At 55.8% G+C, this 17719-nt stretch carries 9 protein-coding genes; 4 read left to right on the plus strand and 5 right to left on the minus strand.

The window, feature by feature from the left end:
* Positions 1–221: 221 nt before the first annotated feature.
* Positions 222–1259: an aldose epimerase family protein gene (locus tag Pla52o_RS12445; protein ID WP_146594938.1), complete on the minus strand. Its 1038-nt coding sequence runs from the start codon at positions 1257–1259 to the stop codon at positions 222–224.
* 156 nt (positions 1260–1415) lie between these two features.
* Between Pla52o_RS12445 and Pla52o_RS12450 the strand changes: the two genes are divergently transcribed.
* Positions 1416–2480 carry a tRNA dihydrouridine synthase gene (locus tag Pla52o_RS12450; protein ID WP_146594939.1) on the plus strand — a complete coding sequence of 355 codons (1065 nt, stop codon included), beginning with the start codon at positions 1416–1418 and terminating at the stop codon, positions 2478–2480.
* A gap of 1 nt (position 2481) precedes the next feature.
* On the opposite strand, the gene Pla52o_RS12455 is transcribed toward Pla52o_RS12450, so the two are convergent.
* From Pla52o_RS12455 to Pla52o_RS12465, 3 genes are all read right to left on the minus strand, one after another.
* A complete protein-coding gene (locus Pla52o_RS12455; protein WP_146594940.1) occupies positions 2482–3951 on the minus strand; it encodes a sigma-54-dependent transcriptional regulator in 1470 nt (489 codons plus the stop codon).
* A 63-nt stretch (positions 3952–4014) separates the two neighbouring features.
* Positions 4015–7266 carry a carbamoyl-phosphate synthase large subunit gene (carB, locus tag Pla52o_RS12460; RefSeq protein WP_146594941.1) on the minus strand — a complete coding sequence of 1084 codons (3252 nt, stop codon included), beginning with the start codon at positions 7264–7266 and terminating at the stop codon, positions 4015–4017.
* Between the two features lie 897 nt (positions 7267–8163).
* Complete coding sequence (locus tag Pla52o_RS12465; protein ID WP_146594942.1) at positions 8164–9042, minus strand: alpha/beta hydrolase family protein; 879 nt, start codon at positions 9040–9042, stop codon at positions 8164–8166.
* Between the two features lie 342 nt (positions 9043–9384).
* Here Pla52o_RS12465 and Pla52o_RS12470 point away from each other — a divergent pair, with 342 nt between their 5' ends.
* Positions 9385–13146: a DUF4347 domain-containing protein gene (locus Pla52o_RS12470; protein WP_146594943.1), complete on the plus strand. Its 3762-nt coding sequence runs from the start codon at positions 9385–9387 to the stop codon at positions 13144–13146.
* 86 nt (positions 13147–13232) lie between these two features.
* On the opposite strand, the gene Pla52o_RS12475 is transcribed toward Pla52o_RS12470, so the two are convergent.
* Positions 13233–15683 (minus strand): DUF4159 domain-containing protein, encoded by a 2451-nt coding sequence (locus Pla52o_RS12475; RefSeq protein ID WP_231612288.1) that lies wholly within the window; start codon positions 15681–15683, stop codon positions 13233–13235.
* Positions 15684–15747: 64 nt separating this feature from the next.
* Between Pla52o_RS12475 and Pla52o_RS12480 the strand changes: the two genes are divergently transcribed.
* Both Pla52o_RS12480 and Pla52o_RS12485 read left to right on the plus strand, forming a co-directional pair.
* Positions 15748–16737, plus strand: coding sequence for an AAA family ATPase (locus Pla52o_RS12480; RefSeq protein WP_146595228.1), 990 nt, complete (start codon positions 15748–15750; stop codon positions 16735–16737).
* Between the two features lie 4 nt (positions 16738–16741).
* Positions 16742–17629, plus strand: coding sequence for a DUF58 domain-containing protein (locus Pla52o_RS12485; protein WP_146594944.1), 888 nt, complete (start codon positions 16742–16744; stop codon positions 17627–17629).
* Positions 17630–17719: the final 90 nt, after the last annotated feature.

The following is a 17719-nucleotide window of genomic DNA, read 5'->3' on the forward strand; positions in this document are numbered from 1 at the left end:
AATAATGACGGGGGATTCAAACCGTAGCTGCGTTCGCAAGAACGCGGCCCACCGTCTGGCGACGGTGTCTACATCAAAATCAAAAATGCGCTAGTCTGAGTAAATTGATGGGCCCTCGCACCGGGGCACATACAACAGCGTTTCAAATGCTAACGCGAGCGCCGCCAACGCCCTCCGGCGATTATCGATAACACCGAATCGTTCCTGTCTAGCGGCTTGACCTACTCGACGCCAAAGCGGTGAACGGTCACTTCACGGAGCGTTTGTCCCGGGCGAAGCAGCGTACTGGGGAACGATGCATGGTTCGGCGCATCGGGATAGTGCTGCGTCTCTAAGCAGAACGCCTCGTGCCCGCCGGCGCCGGCCGAATGCTCGTCCCCCGTCAAGTGGTTGGCTGTGTAGAGTTGGATGGCCGGTTGAGTCGTTTCCACTTCAAGCGTGCGTCCCGAACTCGGATCGACCACGCGGGCCGCTAAACGCAAATGGCCGGCTTCTCCGCGAACCACCAAGCAATGGTCGTAACCCTTCGTCGCGGGCAGTTGATCGATGCGATCGCCCAACGCGGTGGGTTTTCGGAAGTCGAGCACGCTGCCATCGAGCTTGTTTAGTTTTCCGGTAGGAATCAAATCCTGATCCACGTCCAAGGCCTCATCGGCCTGGATCATGGCCACATGATTCAGTGCGGTGCCAGAGCCAGCGCCGGCGAGGTTCCAATAGCTGTGATTGGTCAAATTCAGATGGGTCGGTGCATCCGTCGTCGCGGTGAATGCGATTCCCAATTCGTTCTTGTCATTCCAGCTGTAATCGACGGTGACGTTCACCGTACCGGGGAACCCTTCTTGACCATCGGGGCTGGTTAATTGGAAGCGGACACCGACGGCATCTTCGCTCTGGTAGCTCTCACCCTCCCAAAATTGGTAGGTAAAGTTTTTGTTGCCACCGTGTAAATGATGTTTTCCAAGATTGAGGGTGACTTGGTAATCCGTGCCATCGATCGTAAACTTCCCCTGTCCGATGCGGTTACAGAATCGCCCCACAGTGCTGCCGAAATACGGATGCCCTGATAAATAGGGAGCAAGCTCCGCAAAGGCGAGGTTGACGTTTTCGACTTTCCCCTGCGAATCAGGAACATTCACCTCCAACAACGTGGCTCCCCAATTCATCACCGAGACATGATTGCCGTGCGAATTGGTCAAGGTGAAACGCGTCACTTCGCGATCATCCGCAGTCTTCCCGAACGGGCTAGTTTCAATCTTCATGGTTGGCAGGGCTTTTGCGATGGTTAGATTGGGAGCGAGTAACGCAATCGTGAGGACGCTCCATTGCACGGGCAAATTTAACACGCAGTATCTTTTTTGAGTATGTGCCACCCGACCGGGGCATGAACCGATCCGTTTTCAGCGATCTCCCATTTTATGACAACCTCATTCCAAACACGGCCCCTTACGATTGGCAACGTTTCGATTGGCTTTCCCGTCGTGCAAGCCGCATTATCGGGCTACAGCGACTTGCCGATGCGTGTGATTGCGCGTCGGCATGGCGCCAGCTATACGGTTTGTGAGGTGATGCTTGACCAATTCCTTGTCGCCCTCAGCAAGCGACAAAAGACCAAGCATTTCCTAGAGATCGATCCCGACGAACCACCGGTTGGCGGGCAATTGATGGGAGCCGAGCCAGAACAGTTTTCCGCCGGCGCGATGAAGTTGGTCGAAGCGGGATTTGACATCATTGATGTCAATTTTGGATGCCCCGTGAAAAAAGTGCTCGGTCGTTGCCGAGGCGGCTTTCATCTCTCGCAACCCTCCATCGCGATTGAGATCCTAAGGCGAACCCGAGATATCGTGCCCGATTCCATTCCCGTGACCGTTAAAATGCGACGCGGCATGGATGACACCGCCGAATCACGCGACGCCTTTTTTGAGATCCTCGACGGAGCCATCGACGCCGGGCTCGCTGCGGCAACCGTTCATGGCCGCACGGTCAAGCAACGCTACAACGGCCCGAGTCGCTGGGAGTTCCTCAGCGAAGTGAAGCAGCATGTTGGTGATTCGATCAAAATCCTCGGCAGCGGCGACTTGTTCTCCGCCCAAGATTGCCTGCGGATGCTTGAGCAAACCGGCATCGATGGCGTGACTGTCGCCCGCGGTGCGATTGGCAACCCATGGATTTTCACTCAGGCCGCAGCGCTGGCCAAAGGAGATCCGATGCCGCCACCGCCGACGCTTCATGAGCAAGCCAGTGTGATCCAAGAACATGTCAACCTTTGCGAACGAACGTATTCGCCCGAGCGAGCGCTGTTATTGATGCGAAAGCACTGCATCAAGTACTCGCAAAGCCATCCTGAGCACGAAGCGGTGCGGCACGATCTCGCCCGAGTGCGACTGCGTGAAGAGTTTGATGCCGCGCTAGAGCGTCACTACGGAACCGACGGTCCGGGCCGCTATGTTCCGGAAGACTATCACCGCAAACAAGCCGAGTAGCCTACGCTTGTTCCTCTTCCTCGATCCCTTCCTCTGCGCTCTTGTATTGGTCCAATCGCCGATACAGCGTCCGTGCACCAATTTTCAGAATCTTGGCGGCTTCCTCACGGTTTCCGCCAGTCAGTTTCAATGTTTCCTCGATGGCCCAGCGCTCCACGGTGCTCAACGGTTGGCCAATTAAGTTCGATTCACCTCCGATCACCAACGTCGTACCCTCGGCACTCTCGGGTGCTTCATCGGCGAGCTCCGGCGGCAAGTCATCGATGTCCAATGAGCCATCGGTATCGAGCACGACCATCGTTTCCACAAAATTACGTAATTGGCGAATGTTGCCGGGCCAATCGTAAGCAAAGAACCGCTTGGTCACCGCAGGGGTGAAATGCGCGGTCGCCTTTTCATGTCGTCGCAAAAACATTTTCCGAAAGTGATCCATTAACGGGATCACATCATCGCGGCGTTCGCGAAGCGCGGGCAATTCCACCGTGACGACCTTCAAGCGAAAGTACAAATCGTTGCGGAACACGCCCGATTCGATCATCGCTTCGAGCGGCCGATTGGTTGCCGAAATCAACCGCACGTTGACTTTGATCGATTTATTATCGCCCACACGCGTGATCTGGCTCTCCTCCAAAACACGCAGCAACTTGATCTGGGTGCTCATCGGCATGTCGCCGACTTCATCGAGGAACAAGGTTCCGCCGTTGGCATATTGAAACGCGCCGACTCGATCGGCGACCGCGTCGGTGAACGAGCCTTTCACATGCCCGAACAATTCACTCTCGACGAGATTCTCCGAGACCGCGCGGGTATTCAGGGCGACGATCCGCTTATTGCGGCGAGGGCTGTTTTGATGAATCGCTTGAGCGATCATCTCCTTGCCCGTGCCACTTTCACCGGTAATCAACACGGTCGCATCGGTCACCGCGATACGTCGCAAGCGATCGATGACCCCCTTCATCTTATCGCTGGTGTAAATGATCCCTTCGAATCCAAAACGCTCGTCGAGTCGCTGCATCAACTCGGTGTTTTGACGTCGCAGCGAGACGGCGTCCGCAGCCCGTTGCACGATCGCGCGCAATCGCGCCGGTGTGATCGGTTTCTCAAGGAAGTTGAAGGCGCCTTGCTGCATCGCTTCAACCGCCAATGGGACCGTCGCGTGCCCCGTCACCAGCACCACTTCACAATCAGGCAACTGCTTGCGAGCCAGATTCAAAATCTTCATGCCGTCAACATCGTTCATCACCATGTCGGTGATGATGATGTCGTACGTTTCACGCTCAACAAGCTTGGCCGCTTCAGGACCGCTGGTTGCCACCTCGCAATGATAACCAACCTTTTCCAGGCTTTCCGTCATCGCGCGTGCGTGCGCAGCTTCGTTGTCGACCACCAACAAACGAAGCTCACCTGGATCGTACGAGCGAGTCGAATCCGAATCGCTCGACGCGTTTTTATCTGCTAACTCGTCGCTCATTAATAACTCATTAGTATCAGTCCCGAAGAAACAACTTCGCGGCTAGAACAAACCTTGCGTCGATCAGAGCGACCGGGCGTACCGGGTTTGCAGCGATTCGACTTCCAACGATCCTTCGCGCATCGCCGTCATCGCTCGAATCGCGGCTTCGGCAGCAGCCACCGTGGTAATGCAAGGTACACCGCATTGCACCGCAGCCGAGCGAATCTTGCCTTCATCGGTTCGAGCGCCCTTGCCGCTCGGCGTATTGATGATCAATTGCACGTCGCCGTTTTTCAGGTAGTCAATCAGGTTCGGGTGCCCTTCGGCAAGCTTCTTGACGCGAGTCACCTTCACGCCCTCGGATTCCAATTTTGCCGCCGTCCCGCTCGTTGCAAGCAGTTCGAAGCCAAGCTCCGTCAAACTCTTGCCAAGCAGCACGACAGAATCTTTGTGCCGTGGCGCGAGGCTGAGAAAAATCTTGCCGGTCTCGGGTAACACCGAGCCCGCAGCGATTTGACTCTTCGCAAACGCGAGCGAAAACTTCTCGCTGATCCCCATCACTTCACCGGTGCTTCGCATTTCAGGACCGAGCACGATGTCGACGCCGCTGAACTTGCGGAAGGGGAAAACGCTTTCCTTGATCGAGACATGCCGTGGAATCGGTTCTTCGGTAACACCGAGCTCCTTGAGCGAGATGCCCGTCATCACCTTGGTCGCGATGTTTGCCACAGGAACGCCCGTCGCCTTGGCCACAAACGGTACCGTGCGGCTCGCACGCGGATTCACTTCCAAGATGTACAACGTCGGCTTATTGTCTTCCATCTTGATCGCGTATTGAATGTTCATCAAACCGATGACCTTCAACCGCATGGCCAAACGTTTCGTGGTCTCACGAATTTCGGCCAAAATCGGCTGCGTCAAACTGAACGGAGGAATCGCACACGCCGAGTCGCCCGAGTGCACCCCGGCTTCTTCGATGTGCTCCATGATTCCCATCAGCACACAATCGGTGCCATCGGCGATGGCATCGACATCCACCTCGGTTGCATCTTCGAGGAAACGATCGATCAAGACCGGTTGTCCATCGGCCACGATGAACGCTTCGGCGACATAACGCTCGAACTGCGATTGATCGTAACAAATCTCCATCGCTCGACCGCCCAGCACGAAACTAGGGCGAACCAATGCGGGGTAGCCAATCTTTTTGGCTTCGCGGCGGGCTTCGTCCATGTTGCGAGCGATGCCGCTTGGAGGTTGCCGCAAGCCAAGGTCTTCGATCAATTTTTGGAACAGTTCGCGGTCTTCGGCCGCTTCAATCGTTTCCACGCTGGTGCCAATGATCGGCACCCCTGCTTCCTTCAATCCGCGAGCCAAATTCAGAGGCGTTTGTCCTCCGAATTGAGCAATCACGCCGTCCGGCTTGATCGCGTCACAGATGTTGAGCACGTCTTCGATCGTTAACGGTTCAAAGAACAGCATGTCCGACGTGTCGTAATCGGTACTAACCGTCTCGGGATTGCTGTTGACCATCACGCTTTCGATGCCGATTTCACGCAACGCGAAACTGGCGTGACAACAACAATAATCAAACTCAATCCCTTGCCCAATCCGGTTCGGCCCCCCACCGAGAATGATGACTCGCTTCTTGCCTGATGGCGGCGGAAGCTCATCCTCGTGCTCGTACGTGCTGTAGTAGTACGGCGTATAGGCTTCGAACTCGGCGGCACAGGTATCGACGCTTTTGAAGACAGGTTTGACGTCCAAACTCAGCCGCTTGGTGCGAACCTTCAACTCCGTGGTGGACGTCATTTTTGCGATCTGACGATCCGAGAATCCTGTCCGTTTGGCTTGCCAGAAATCGTCTCGTGTCATCGCATCGATCGAACCGATCGCCAAGATGCGATCCTCTTCTTCGATGATTTGGAACATGTGATCGAGGAACCAAGGGTCGATATGAGTGAGCGAATGAATCTCCTCCATCGACATGCCGGCCTTCATTGCGTAACGCATGTAGAAGATGCGTTCCGCACCTGGCGTGCTGAGCTTGGCAACGATTTCGTCATGGTCCGATTGGTTTTCGGTCCCCCAGGTGTCACGGTTATCGCTACCGAGACCAAAGGCGCCGACTTCCAAGCCACGCATTGCTTTTTGAAGTGATTCCTTGAACGTCCGCCCAATCGCCATCGTCTCGCCAACGCTCTTCATTTGAGTCGTTAACGTGGCGTCCGCTTCGGGAAATTTTTCGAACGCGAACCGAGGCATCTTGGTGACGACGTAATCAATCGTCGGCTCAAAACACGCTTTGGTCTTCTTGGTAATGTCGTTGGGAAGTTCCCAAAGTCGGTAACCGATAGCCAACTTGGCCGCGATTTTTGCAATCGGATATCCCGTCGCCTTACTCGCCAAGGCACTCGATCGGCTGACGCGAGGGTTCATCTCGATCACGATCATGCGTCCGGTGCCCGGCTCGATCGCGAATTGGATGTTGCTGCCGCCCGTTTCCACCCCAATCTCGCGGATCACAGCCAACGATGCGTCACGCATCCGTTGATACTCTTTGTCGGACAATGTTTGTGCGGGCGCCACGGTGATCGAGTCGCCTGTGTGAACCCCCATCGCATCGAAGTTTTCAATGCTACAAATGATCACGCAATTGTCGTCGCGATCGCGGACGACTTCCATCTCATATTCTTTCCAACCGATGATCGATTCCTCGATCAATACTTCGGTGACCGGCGATTGATCGAGTCCATTTTGGACAAGCGAATCGAACTCATCCCGGTTGTACGCGATCGCGGATCCAGAACCGCCCATCGTAAAACTCGGGCGAACCACCGCGGGCAAACCGACAAGCGCCAACGCTTCACGCGCTTCTTGCAAGGTGTGAACGGTGCGTCCTAGACAGACATCCAGACCGATCTTCTCCATCGCCGCTTTGAACTGCTCTCGCTCTTCAGCCTTGGCGATCACCTTGGCGTTGGCACCAATCATCTCGACGCCGTACTTTTCCAGCACCCCGTTGGCCTCGAGGTCCATCGCGACGTTCAGCCCCGTTTGCCCCCCGAGCGTCGGCAACAATACATCGGGACGCTCTTTGGCAATGATCTTTTCGACCATTTGCCAAGTCAACGGTTCGATGTAAGTGGCATCGGCGGTTGCCGGATCCGTCATGATCGTGGCCGGGTTGCTGTTAACCAGCACAACCTCATAGCCCTCTTCGCGTAACGCCTTGCACGCTTGTGTACCCGAATAATCAAATTCACAAGCCTGCCCAATTACGATCGGACCACTACCAATTAGCAGGATTTTTTTGATATCGTCTCGACGAGGCACGGAGTTTTCCCGAGTTTTAGGGGGATGCGGTTAGTTCGAAATCTGACACGCTGGGCCGCAGACAATCCGGCGGCGGATCATCCGGGGAAACACGTAAGCCCCTACGTATGCAAATTGCCGCAAAGAATAGCAAAGAATCCCGTGTTGCCGTAGAGGTCACTTGGCGCTTAAACCACTTGCGCCGCAGATCAAGTCCTAGATCCACGGTGAGTGGCCCCCGCAGCGAGATTCTCCTTGCGGAGTGAGCCCAAATGCCGGTCCCATCAATTCCACCCTCATGATGCCGGATCCAGCAACTACCGTTCCGAGATGACTAAGCGGCCACCCAAAATGCCCCGTGGGACACCGCGGGGCAAAAAACCAAACTCCCCACGCCGTCCAATTCCCTCCCTCACGCCACTCGCCCACGCCGCCACTACGGACGACAGCAAAATGCCCGAGAAACACGATCGAGGCACTCAAATGCTTCGAACGGGGCACCTTTTTTCTTACCCTAAAAACAAGCCACCTTAAAACGCCCCCCCCGCGTGATGGCTGCGCGATTTAGAGCGACTTGGCGACTTAGGGGCTGTTTTAGGGCCGTCCGAATTTCAAGGGCTGCGATCCTTTCAAGGGCTGCGATCCCGACACGAAGGTCGTTCGAACGTATCGCTGTGCCTATTTGATCATCGAGAGGGGGCAAACACGGATCATCGTTTCGGGCAGGAGCCACGGCGTCATCAGCCGGTCACCCGAACAACGGTGCACGTCCGACAACCGATCGCAACAAATGCGACCCGAACAGGGGCAAAACCATGGCACTCGTGGTCAATTCCCCAGCGGTGTGCGGGTGGCCCAAAAGCTGGGGCGACCGGGAGTAACCGAGGGCGATTTTTCACCGCGAAGTAAAGTCATTCGTTAAGGGGATTTTAAATTCGAAGTGGCGAGGTGTGTAACAAACCAAGCCACCATGGCTTCGCTCGCCTGCTGCGCATCTTCGCCGTGAAAACGATGCCCGGCGTCATTGAACTCGATGAGTTCGCTCGCGACGTTGGCTTTTTCAAAAGCGGCCAGAATGTTGCGACTGTGCTCAATCGGCACCAGCTCATCTGCGGCTCCCGCCAACAACAGCGTCGGTGCGTCATCGGACGTGACATACACGAGTGGCGAGACCGACTCTGCCTGTTGAACGTTGATCTGTAGAGCCGGAAAACGGTCGTAGGCGGACAAACGCTCCGGAGCATCTTGAGCCATCACCCTCAAATCGCTCGGTGCGACGTAGGCCACCACGGCATCGACTCGGCTGCTAACTCGATCGATGGGGTCGTTGGCATCCGAATTTCCTTCGTCCGACGCCGTCCCCAGCATTAACGACAAATGCCCCCCCGCGCTGAGTCCGAAAACTCCAATTCGCTTCGGATCGATACCAAAATCCTCCGCGTTGCTGCGAATGAATCGAACACTGCGGCGCACATCCGCAACGGCTTCCGCGATGGAGAACTTGGGACTGCTGCCATGCCGTACCGCGAACACGGAAAAGCCATTGTCGGTCAACGGTCGGAAACGATACTGAGCCTGCTCGGGGGGCGTCCAACTGGAATACCATCCCCCACTGACCATAAACAAAACCGCCGCTCCGTTGGGGTTCTCCGCAGGAGTGAAAACATCACACGTCATCGCCAGCCCCAGTTTATGCCCGTAGACCACATCGGCGGCGATGGTGACGTCCCCCGCGTCCAATCGCGATGATAACGAGACAAACAGCACCGCAAACAACATCGCGAACGTTTTTCGCATCGGAATCCAACTTTCATCGAGAGGGTGAAATCGCAACGGTTCTCATGGCGACTCCCCTCTCGCCATAACGCAAGTTGCTAGCGAGACGACGAACCTCGCCATGCTCAATATAACCAGCGTTTTCCCGGGCACAGCTCAACTTCAAGGCCCGCACAGCTCGATTTCTAGGCCGTCCGGTCATCATTCCGGGGCCCGATGCGACTCAATTCTTTGCAAAAACTCAACAATTACTTACTGGACCCACCGAGGTACTCGCGGTTAGCATTGCAGCAGGGGCAGTTAAGAAAGAGGGGGTGCAGCCAGCATTCTAATCGCTACGTCCAACCGTCCAGGGGAAACGTCATGTCGCTGATCCAAAAAAGGTCTCGCTCGAATCGCCAGAATCTTCACTGGAGTATCGCTCCACTGGAACAACGCCTGCTGTTGGCGGGCGACGCGGGGGTCGCCGTCGCCGAGGCAATCCCTGCCGAAGTCGCTGCTCCGGCCCCCCCCCACTCGCTCACGACGACCCACCAAAGCGCCAGCGTAGATCCAGATCAGGCGGTCGCCACAGCGGTCCACCTCGTCTTTGTCGATGCCGCCGTCGAAGACCTCGACACGTTAATCGATGCGATCGAGTCCCCGTTTGAAATCGTGTTGCTTTCGCCAGACTCGTCGGGCGTTGCTCAAATCACCGATGCGATGGCGAACCACGCCTCCGTGGCAAGCATTCATTTGATCGGTCATGGTCGCGCCGGCGCGATCATGCTTGGCAACGAAATGATCGACGAAGCAACGCTGCTATCCCACGCCGCGGAGCTACACCGGTGGTCCGAATCGTTGACCAAAGAAGCGGATATTTTGCTCTATGGTTGCGAAACCGGAGCTCAACAAGAGGGTGCAAATTTCATCAAACGTTTGGCGAGATTGACTGGCGCTGACGTCGCCGCGTCGAGCGACACGACCGGACATCGATCCAAGGGCGGCAATTGGGAACTCGAACGAAGCGTCGGAATGATCGACTCACCGTTGCCCTTCGCAAACGAGTTTCGCAATACTTACGACGCCATTCTGCCGGTGACGATTCGCGCGGCCGGCACCACCAACGAAGAACAAATGCTGTTGCAAATCGATGGCGTCACCGTGGCGACCTACGACAACGTCGGTGGCAATGCCTCCAACGACACCTTCGTCAACTACACTTACAACGAAGACGGCATTAACCCCAATCAAGTCCGCATCGTATTCACCAATGACCTTTATGATCCGGCCAACGGGATCGATCGCAATCTGCGAGTGGACAGTATCAACATCGATGGCGTGACCTACCAAACCGAAGACCCCAGCGTGTTCTCCACCGGCGTCTGGTTACCCGAAGATGGCATTGAACCAGGTTACCGAACGAGTGAGTACTTGGCCTCCAACGGTTACTTTCAATATGCCGGCGAAAGCAACAACGAAGGCTCGTTGATTGAAATTCGAGCGATGGGCCAAGAGGGGACGGAACAGTTTGATTTGCAAATCGATGGCCAAACCGTTGCCTCCTACGACGCGACAACGTCATTCGATTTCTATCAATTCCGCAGCGGCACCACGGTCACGGCGGACCAGATTCGGGTGGTGTTCAAAAACGATTTTTATGACCCAGCCAACGGAATCGATGCCAATTTGACCGTCGACTACATTTCAATTGATTCGAGCCGATTCGAAACCGAAGCACCGACGGTTTATTCCACCGGAGTTTGGAAGGAAGCCGACGGCATCGCGCCCGGATTCCGTGAAGATGAAACCCTCGCCACGAATGGTTATTTCCAATACGCCGAGCAAAGCACCACGAATCCTGGCGTGATCGCGTTGGACACCAGCGTGATCCAAGTCAACGAGGCGGCCGGTTCGGTAACCATCCAAGTCAATCGAACCACGGGAAGCGACGGTATCGTCAGCGTCGACTACCAAACGCTAGGCAACACGGCGGAAGACGGAATCGACTTTCAAGGGCAAAGTGGGACGTTGACCTTTGCCGACGGACAAACGACGGCCAGTGTGGTCGTGCCCATTATCGCAGACACCTTAACCGAAGGGAACGAATCGTTCTCCTTTGCGATCGACAATATCCAAGGAGGTGCAACGATACTGGCACCACGAACCGCGACAATCACCATCCGCGATGATCAATTGCCAAACTACCCCTCCTTTGTCGGCGCGACGGGCTTAGAGCTCAATGGCGATGCGTCGATCAACGGCTCGGCATTGCGCTTAACCGGCGCGCAAGAATTGGTTGCGGGCACCGCATTTTACCAATCTCCTCTTCCGCTCGGCGCGGACACCTCCTTTGTGACTTCGTTTCAATTTCAATTGACCGGAGGCAATGCAACCGCAGGTGCCGATGGGTTTACGTTCGCACTGCAAAATGCAGCGAACGGAGCGAATACCGTGGGGAACGAAGGCGGCGGGCTTGGAATTGACGGCGTCTCCAATAGCGTTGCGATTAAGTTCGATACGTATCAAAACCCAGGCGATCCCAATGACAATCACGTCGGCATTGTCGTCAACGGAAACGTCGGCGCGGCATTGAACAACCGCAGTGCGGCGTTCGACCTCAATAGCGGCAACGTGTTGACCGCGTGGATCGAGTACAACGGCTTTACGAACGAGATGGATGTCTTTCTGTCCGATGACGTGACTCAGCCCGACACACCGATGGTCTCGGCAGTGATCGATTTGCCAAGTTTGATTGGGAGCCAAGCGTACGTCGGATTTACCGCTGCGACGGGAGACCTCACTAACGTTCATGAAATCATGAACTGGCAATTCACCACCGATGTTCCGGAACCCAACGATCCACCACCGACGGGAAACACCTTGGTGACGCAAACGGTTCTCTCGGGTTTGGTCAAACCGACATCCCTCGACTGGACCCCGGATGGTCGGAATCTGTACGTGTCCCAGCAAGATGGGATTGTGCGTGTGGCGCGTGACGGTGTTTTGTTAGCGACACCGACACTTGATTTCACCGCTCATGTCAACGGAACTTCCGATCGTGGCTTGCTTGATATCGCCGTGCACCCTGATCTCGAAGCCAATCCGTACTTGTACTTGCTGTACACCTACGATCCGCCTGAGGTTTACCAGCACCTGAACGACGAGCTTGCCCGCCCCGACGGCATCGGCAATCGCGCCGCGCGGATGACTCGCGTGACGCTCGATGCAGCGACCGACTACACCACCATAATCGCCGACAGCGAAATTGTCTTACTGGGCACCAACAGCGTGTGGGACAACTTCAATGCCTTCGTCAACAGCACCACGGACTTTGATGAACCGCCGGCGGGAATCCTGCCCGATGGTAGTAACCTGCGTGACTTTATCGCCACGGACAGCCAATCGCACACCATCGGTTCTATCGAATTTGGTACCGATGGCGCGTTGTACGTCTCCATTGGGGATGGCACTTCATACAACCGTGTCGATCCGCGGACCGTTCGCGTTCAAGACATCGACAACTTGAGCGGCAAGATATTGCGGGTCGACCCGCTCACCGGCGCGGGGTTGGCGGACAACCCGTTCTTTAATGGGGATCCCGACGCCAATCGTTCAAAGGTTTATCAGTACGGGATGCGAAATCCATTCCGCATTGCCTTGGATTCGCAAACCAACCAATTGTATGTCGGCGACGTCGGTTGGACCTCCTGGGAGGAAATCAATTCCGCGGAGCCCGGCGCCAACTTTGGTTGGCCTTATTACGAAGGAGGCAGCGGCGTGAGCAACCGTACGAACAGTTACCAAGATTTACCGGAGGCCCAAGCGTTCTATGCCAGCGGAGAACCTGTGGTCGCATCGTTGTTTGCGTTGAACCATGCCGCCACCGGAATCAACGCCATCGTGCTGGGCGACGTTTATCACGGCGACGCGTATCCCGAGGAATACGAAGGCGACCTGTTCTTCAACGATCTCGGGCAAGGAATTGTTCGGAATATCAACTTTGATGCCTCGGGGGCGATCACCAGCGTCGATACGTTTACCACCGGAGCGAATGTCGTGGTGCAAATCGCTACCGGGCTCGATGGAAACTTGTATTTCGTCGATCTCGACGATGGCATCATCGGCCGCTGGGTGTTCGTCTAGACTCCACGCCTAAACCTCACGATGAGGAGGTCCCCGCAAATCCTAACGCGTCGGGTTGTGAAAGATCCAGGCGTTTGTCCGCACGGCTATTGATTGAGCGCAAACAAAATCAAATTCGCCACAATCTTGGCGGCGTCTTCGGTCGGATAGCCTGGGCATTGGACGGAGTTCTGGCTCTCTAGGGCACAACTAATATCCAGCGGCGAGAAAAAGACGTTGGCCATATTGTCGACCGTGGCAAACTCAATGACAGGGGCTCCGGTGCGACGATCGATCACTTGCCCCGCTCCCCGATCAGTCGGCTTGCGGATCGTCACCGAAGTGATGTCAAAACCGCCAAACGCATCGGTCAAGGCACGATGCGAACTCGGCATCGTTTGCAACGGTGAATCGGGCAGTAGCAAGCTCAGCTGATGCCGAAATGATTTCGCAAACGCCTCGTTTCCGCAAATCGCCGTGCCCACAACGAAGCCGCCATTTTGGATAAATTCAGCCAACCCCTTGCGCTGATCTGCGGTCAATTCAAACTCCGTACGACCATGCAACCAGAGCACGGGGACGGAGTTCAGCCCTTTCGCTTCGATTCGAATCGGCTGATCCGCAGCGATAATCTCGATCGGAATCCGCTGACGAATGAGATCCGCGGCGTTGGGAATCGCTCGCCGAGCCTCTTCGCCTCCCGCATCGAGCGACAACATTGCGATTTCGATCGTCCCCCGAGTTGGCTGCGGAGCATCGCTGGCGTCCAACACCACGCGTTTGTCGAGTTTATCCTTGAGTTCGCGTCCGGTGGCATAGGCGATCACGTTTTCGCCAAGTCGGATCGCGAGGTCAATTTGCTTGCGTGCCGATTCGGAAACCTCACGGCGTGAGAGCAACACATCGCTCAATTCCCAACGGCACGACAATGAATTGGGAACGTAGAACACCGCGGTTCGGCAACATGCCTGAACCCCGTAGACCCAAAAATCGTCGCCGATCAAGGGAATCGCCGCCGGGTCCACTTCGTGTTGGGCAAACCAGACCGGATGGCTCGGCGGCAAACGGTCCAGCGGTGCTCCTTCAAACCAAGTCGCACACAATTCTCGCACGCTTGCTTCAAACGCCGACGCATCACCACAACCGTCGCCGCCGTCAGCTTCGAACAAAATCGTGCCGCCCTGTTCGATGTATTCGCCCAGGTTCTTCACCAACGGCTCCGAAAAATTGAGTGCATTTTTCCCGCGAATCATCAGCACGGGCGTTTGCAATAAATCTTCGACCGTGGCGACCGATTGCTTGTCGGGTTGGCCGATGATCGTTTGCCAGGTGAGATCGCGCCCCCAATCTCGCTCGACATGACGCACCAAATGCTTCACCCCTTCGGGATGCGATCGCCATTGATTGCTAGGTTGGCTATCGTATTGCAACTGGCCCACGACGACTTGTCGTTTGCCTTTACTGAGGAACAGCAATGCAAACGAAGTCGCGATATCCCGATTGCTTTCCATCGGCGCCGCCCCTGACCAAAACCCTTGGAATTGGTCATGCACGGCGAGTAATTGTTCGGCACCTTCGCGATACCAATCGTGACCGCCGATGAACCGTCGCCCCGACAACCGTCCGACGCGTTCGAGTGCATACAGGTAGTAGAAAAAGGTCATCGAATCGCCACCTGGATTCACCTCGGTGGTAAATCGATCGCCCAGCCATTTCAATCCAGCCTCGACGGGATCCTTCTCAGCGGACTCGCTACCACAGCACTGGATTTTGTCACCCGCAATTTTTGAACTGCCCCCGGCCGTCCCATCGCGGCCGATGATCATCGATGCAATCCCCGCACAGGTCATACTTCCGGTCGCCGGCTGGCTGCTGCCGTAACCCCAGCCCCCATCGCTGCGCTGGATCGTTTGCCAATAGGCGATGGCGCGCTGGAACACCTCCGCTTCAATCTCGATACCGCGATCTTTTGCCGCACCGAGCGCCAGCACCGCGAACTGCGCATTAGAGGGGTCGCCGTTGCCCATCCCACGCCCATAGCTCCAACTTCCCACGCGATTCGCTGGCACGCCCTGGTTGCGTTGTGAATCGATTAACCAGCGCACGTTGCGGCGGATGCGATCCAGGTCACCGGCGGCCCCCAGTTGACAATAAACGAGCGTTTGCAGGGCGACCGAATACGTTTCCTCGGGCTCGAACAACCTCAGATAACGCATCGCCCGCACCATATCGGGGTCATCGCGTGAGACGCCTGCGTTCAACAGAGCCAACGTGCAAAGCGAGGACAAACCGCACGATTGGCTGCCATACTCGTTCCAGCCCCCGCGTTCATTTTGCGAACTGCGAAGATAGGTAACCCCGCGATCGATCGCTCGCTGGACACTGGCCGGATCAATCGCCGCCGCAGTCCCCGAATGGAGCCCCCCCAGCCCCAATAAAAGGCCTACAAAAAGCAGGGTTCCAAGCTGACGTCCTCCCGCCATCTTCGTTAGCAGTCTAAGATACTTCGACGAGAAGGTTTCCTGTACCTCGGCAAAGGAATGTACGTTTTTCATCATGGCTAGTCCCCCTCCTGCACCCAATCCCCCCCAACCGAATCAACCGGCCCGGAATTTGGGTGACGTGTTACGCGAGTTTTCTCAGCACCAACAAACGATGCGTGCCGAGCTTGGCAAAGTCATTGTGGGGCAATCCGATACGATCGAGCAACTGCTTGCCGCAATCTTTACCCGCGGCCATTGCTTGCTCGAAGGCGTGCCCGGACTCGCCAAAACGTTGATGGTTAGCACGTTGGCCGAAATCCTTGACGTCTCATTCAAGCGAATTCAGTTTACACCCGACCTGATGCCCTCGGATATCACCGGCACTCAGGTGATGGAAGAAAATGAGTCGGGGAGGCGAAGTTTCCGCTTCGTCCAAGGTCCCATCTTTACCAACATTCTGCTCGCCGACGAGATCAACCGCACGCCGCCCAAAACCCAGGCGGCCCTGCTCGAAGCGATGCAGGAGCGCCAGGTCACCGTCGGCTCCGAAACGTATCCCTTGTCCCCTCCCTTTTTCACGATCGCGACGCAAAACCCCATTGAGCAAGAAGGGACCTACCCGCTTCCCGAAGCTCAACTCGACCGTTTTATGTTTAACATCAAAGTCGGTTACCCGAGTGCGAGTGAAGAAGAACAAATTTTGACTTCGACGACGCGTGGCGAATCGCACACGGTCAATAAAGTGTTATCCTCGCGAGCGATTTTGAATATCCAAAAGTTGGTTTCCAGCATCGCCGTCAATCCGCTGGTGATTCGCTATGTCGCCCAGCTCGTGCGCGCCACGCGTCCGAAAGACGAAACCGCGCCGTCCTACATACGCGAATTGGTCGATTGGGGAGCCGGACCCCGCGCGGGACAAAACTTGATCAACGGCGGGAAAGCGATCGCCGCGATGAACGGGCGATTCAGTGTCGATCCGAGTGACATCCAACGGATCGCCAAGCCAGTGCTGCGGCACCGCATCGCCACCAATTTCCAAGCCCAAGCCGAAGGCATGGATACCGACGCGATCATCGACCGTCTGCTGCAAGACATTCCCGTTCCCGCTCCGGAAAAAATGACGAAGTAGTTTGGTGGCATCGCTCCTGTCCCCCGAATCGATCCAACAAATCCAACGACTCGATCTTCGAGCGCGGATGGTCGTGCGTGGATTTTTACAAGGGTTGCACTCCAGTCCGTTCCACGGATTTTCCGTTCAATTCAGCGAACATCGACGCTACAACCAAGGTGACGATCCGAAGCTGATCGATTGGTTGGTCTACGCCAAAACCGACAAGTACTACGTCAAACGCTACGAAGCCGAAACGAACCTAACCGGCTATCTCGCCATCGATCTCTCCAAGTCGATGGGATTCACCGAGAGCCAAAGTATGACCAAGTTTGAATACGCCACCTGCTTGGCCGCATCGTTGACGTACTTGATGACAATGCAACAAGACCCCGTGGGCTTGTTGACCCTCGGCGAGAAAGTCCATGCCGAGTTGCCCGCGCGAAGCCGAAGAGGCCATCTCGGCGATGTGATGGCGCGGTTGAGCCAATTGAAACCCGAGGGCAACACCAACCTAGCGGTATCGCTGACTCAAGTCGCGGCAATGCTAAAGCATCATTCCTTGGTGATGCTGTTTACGGATTTGCTAGACGATCCCGAAGCGACCCTGTCCTCGCTCGCTCGACTTCGCCATGGCGGTCACGACGTGATCGTTTTTCACGTTTTAGACGCAGCCGAAGTGAACTTTCCGTATGACGGTCCCGTTCAATTCCAAGACAGCGAAACGGGCGAGACGATCACGGTCGATGCGACCGGGTTCCGCGAAGATTACCTTGCGCAATTGGATGCGTTTCGCGAAAACTATCGCGAGCGCTGTGCCAAATTGCGAATCGATTACGTCCCGTTGGATACCAGCATGCCGTTCGACAAAGCATTAACGGAGTATTTGATGCAGCGACAAAAATCAAAATAAGGAACGAGCGGAAAATAAGTGTCCCGTTTCGAGTAGGGCCGGTTCCTACCGGCCGTCCCTAACGGCTCGATGGAGTCGGCCGGTAGGAAC

The sequence above is a fragment of the Novipirellula galeiformis genome (assembly GCF_007860095.1).
GTDB lineage: Bacteria > Planctomycetota > Planctomycetia > Pirellulales > Pirellulaceae > Novipirellula > Novipirellula galeiformis.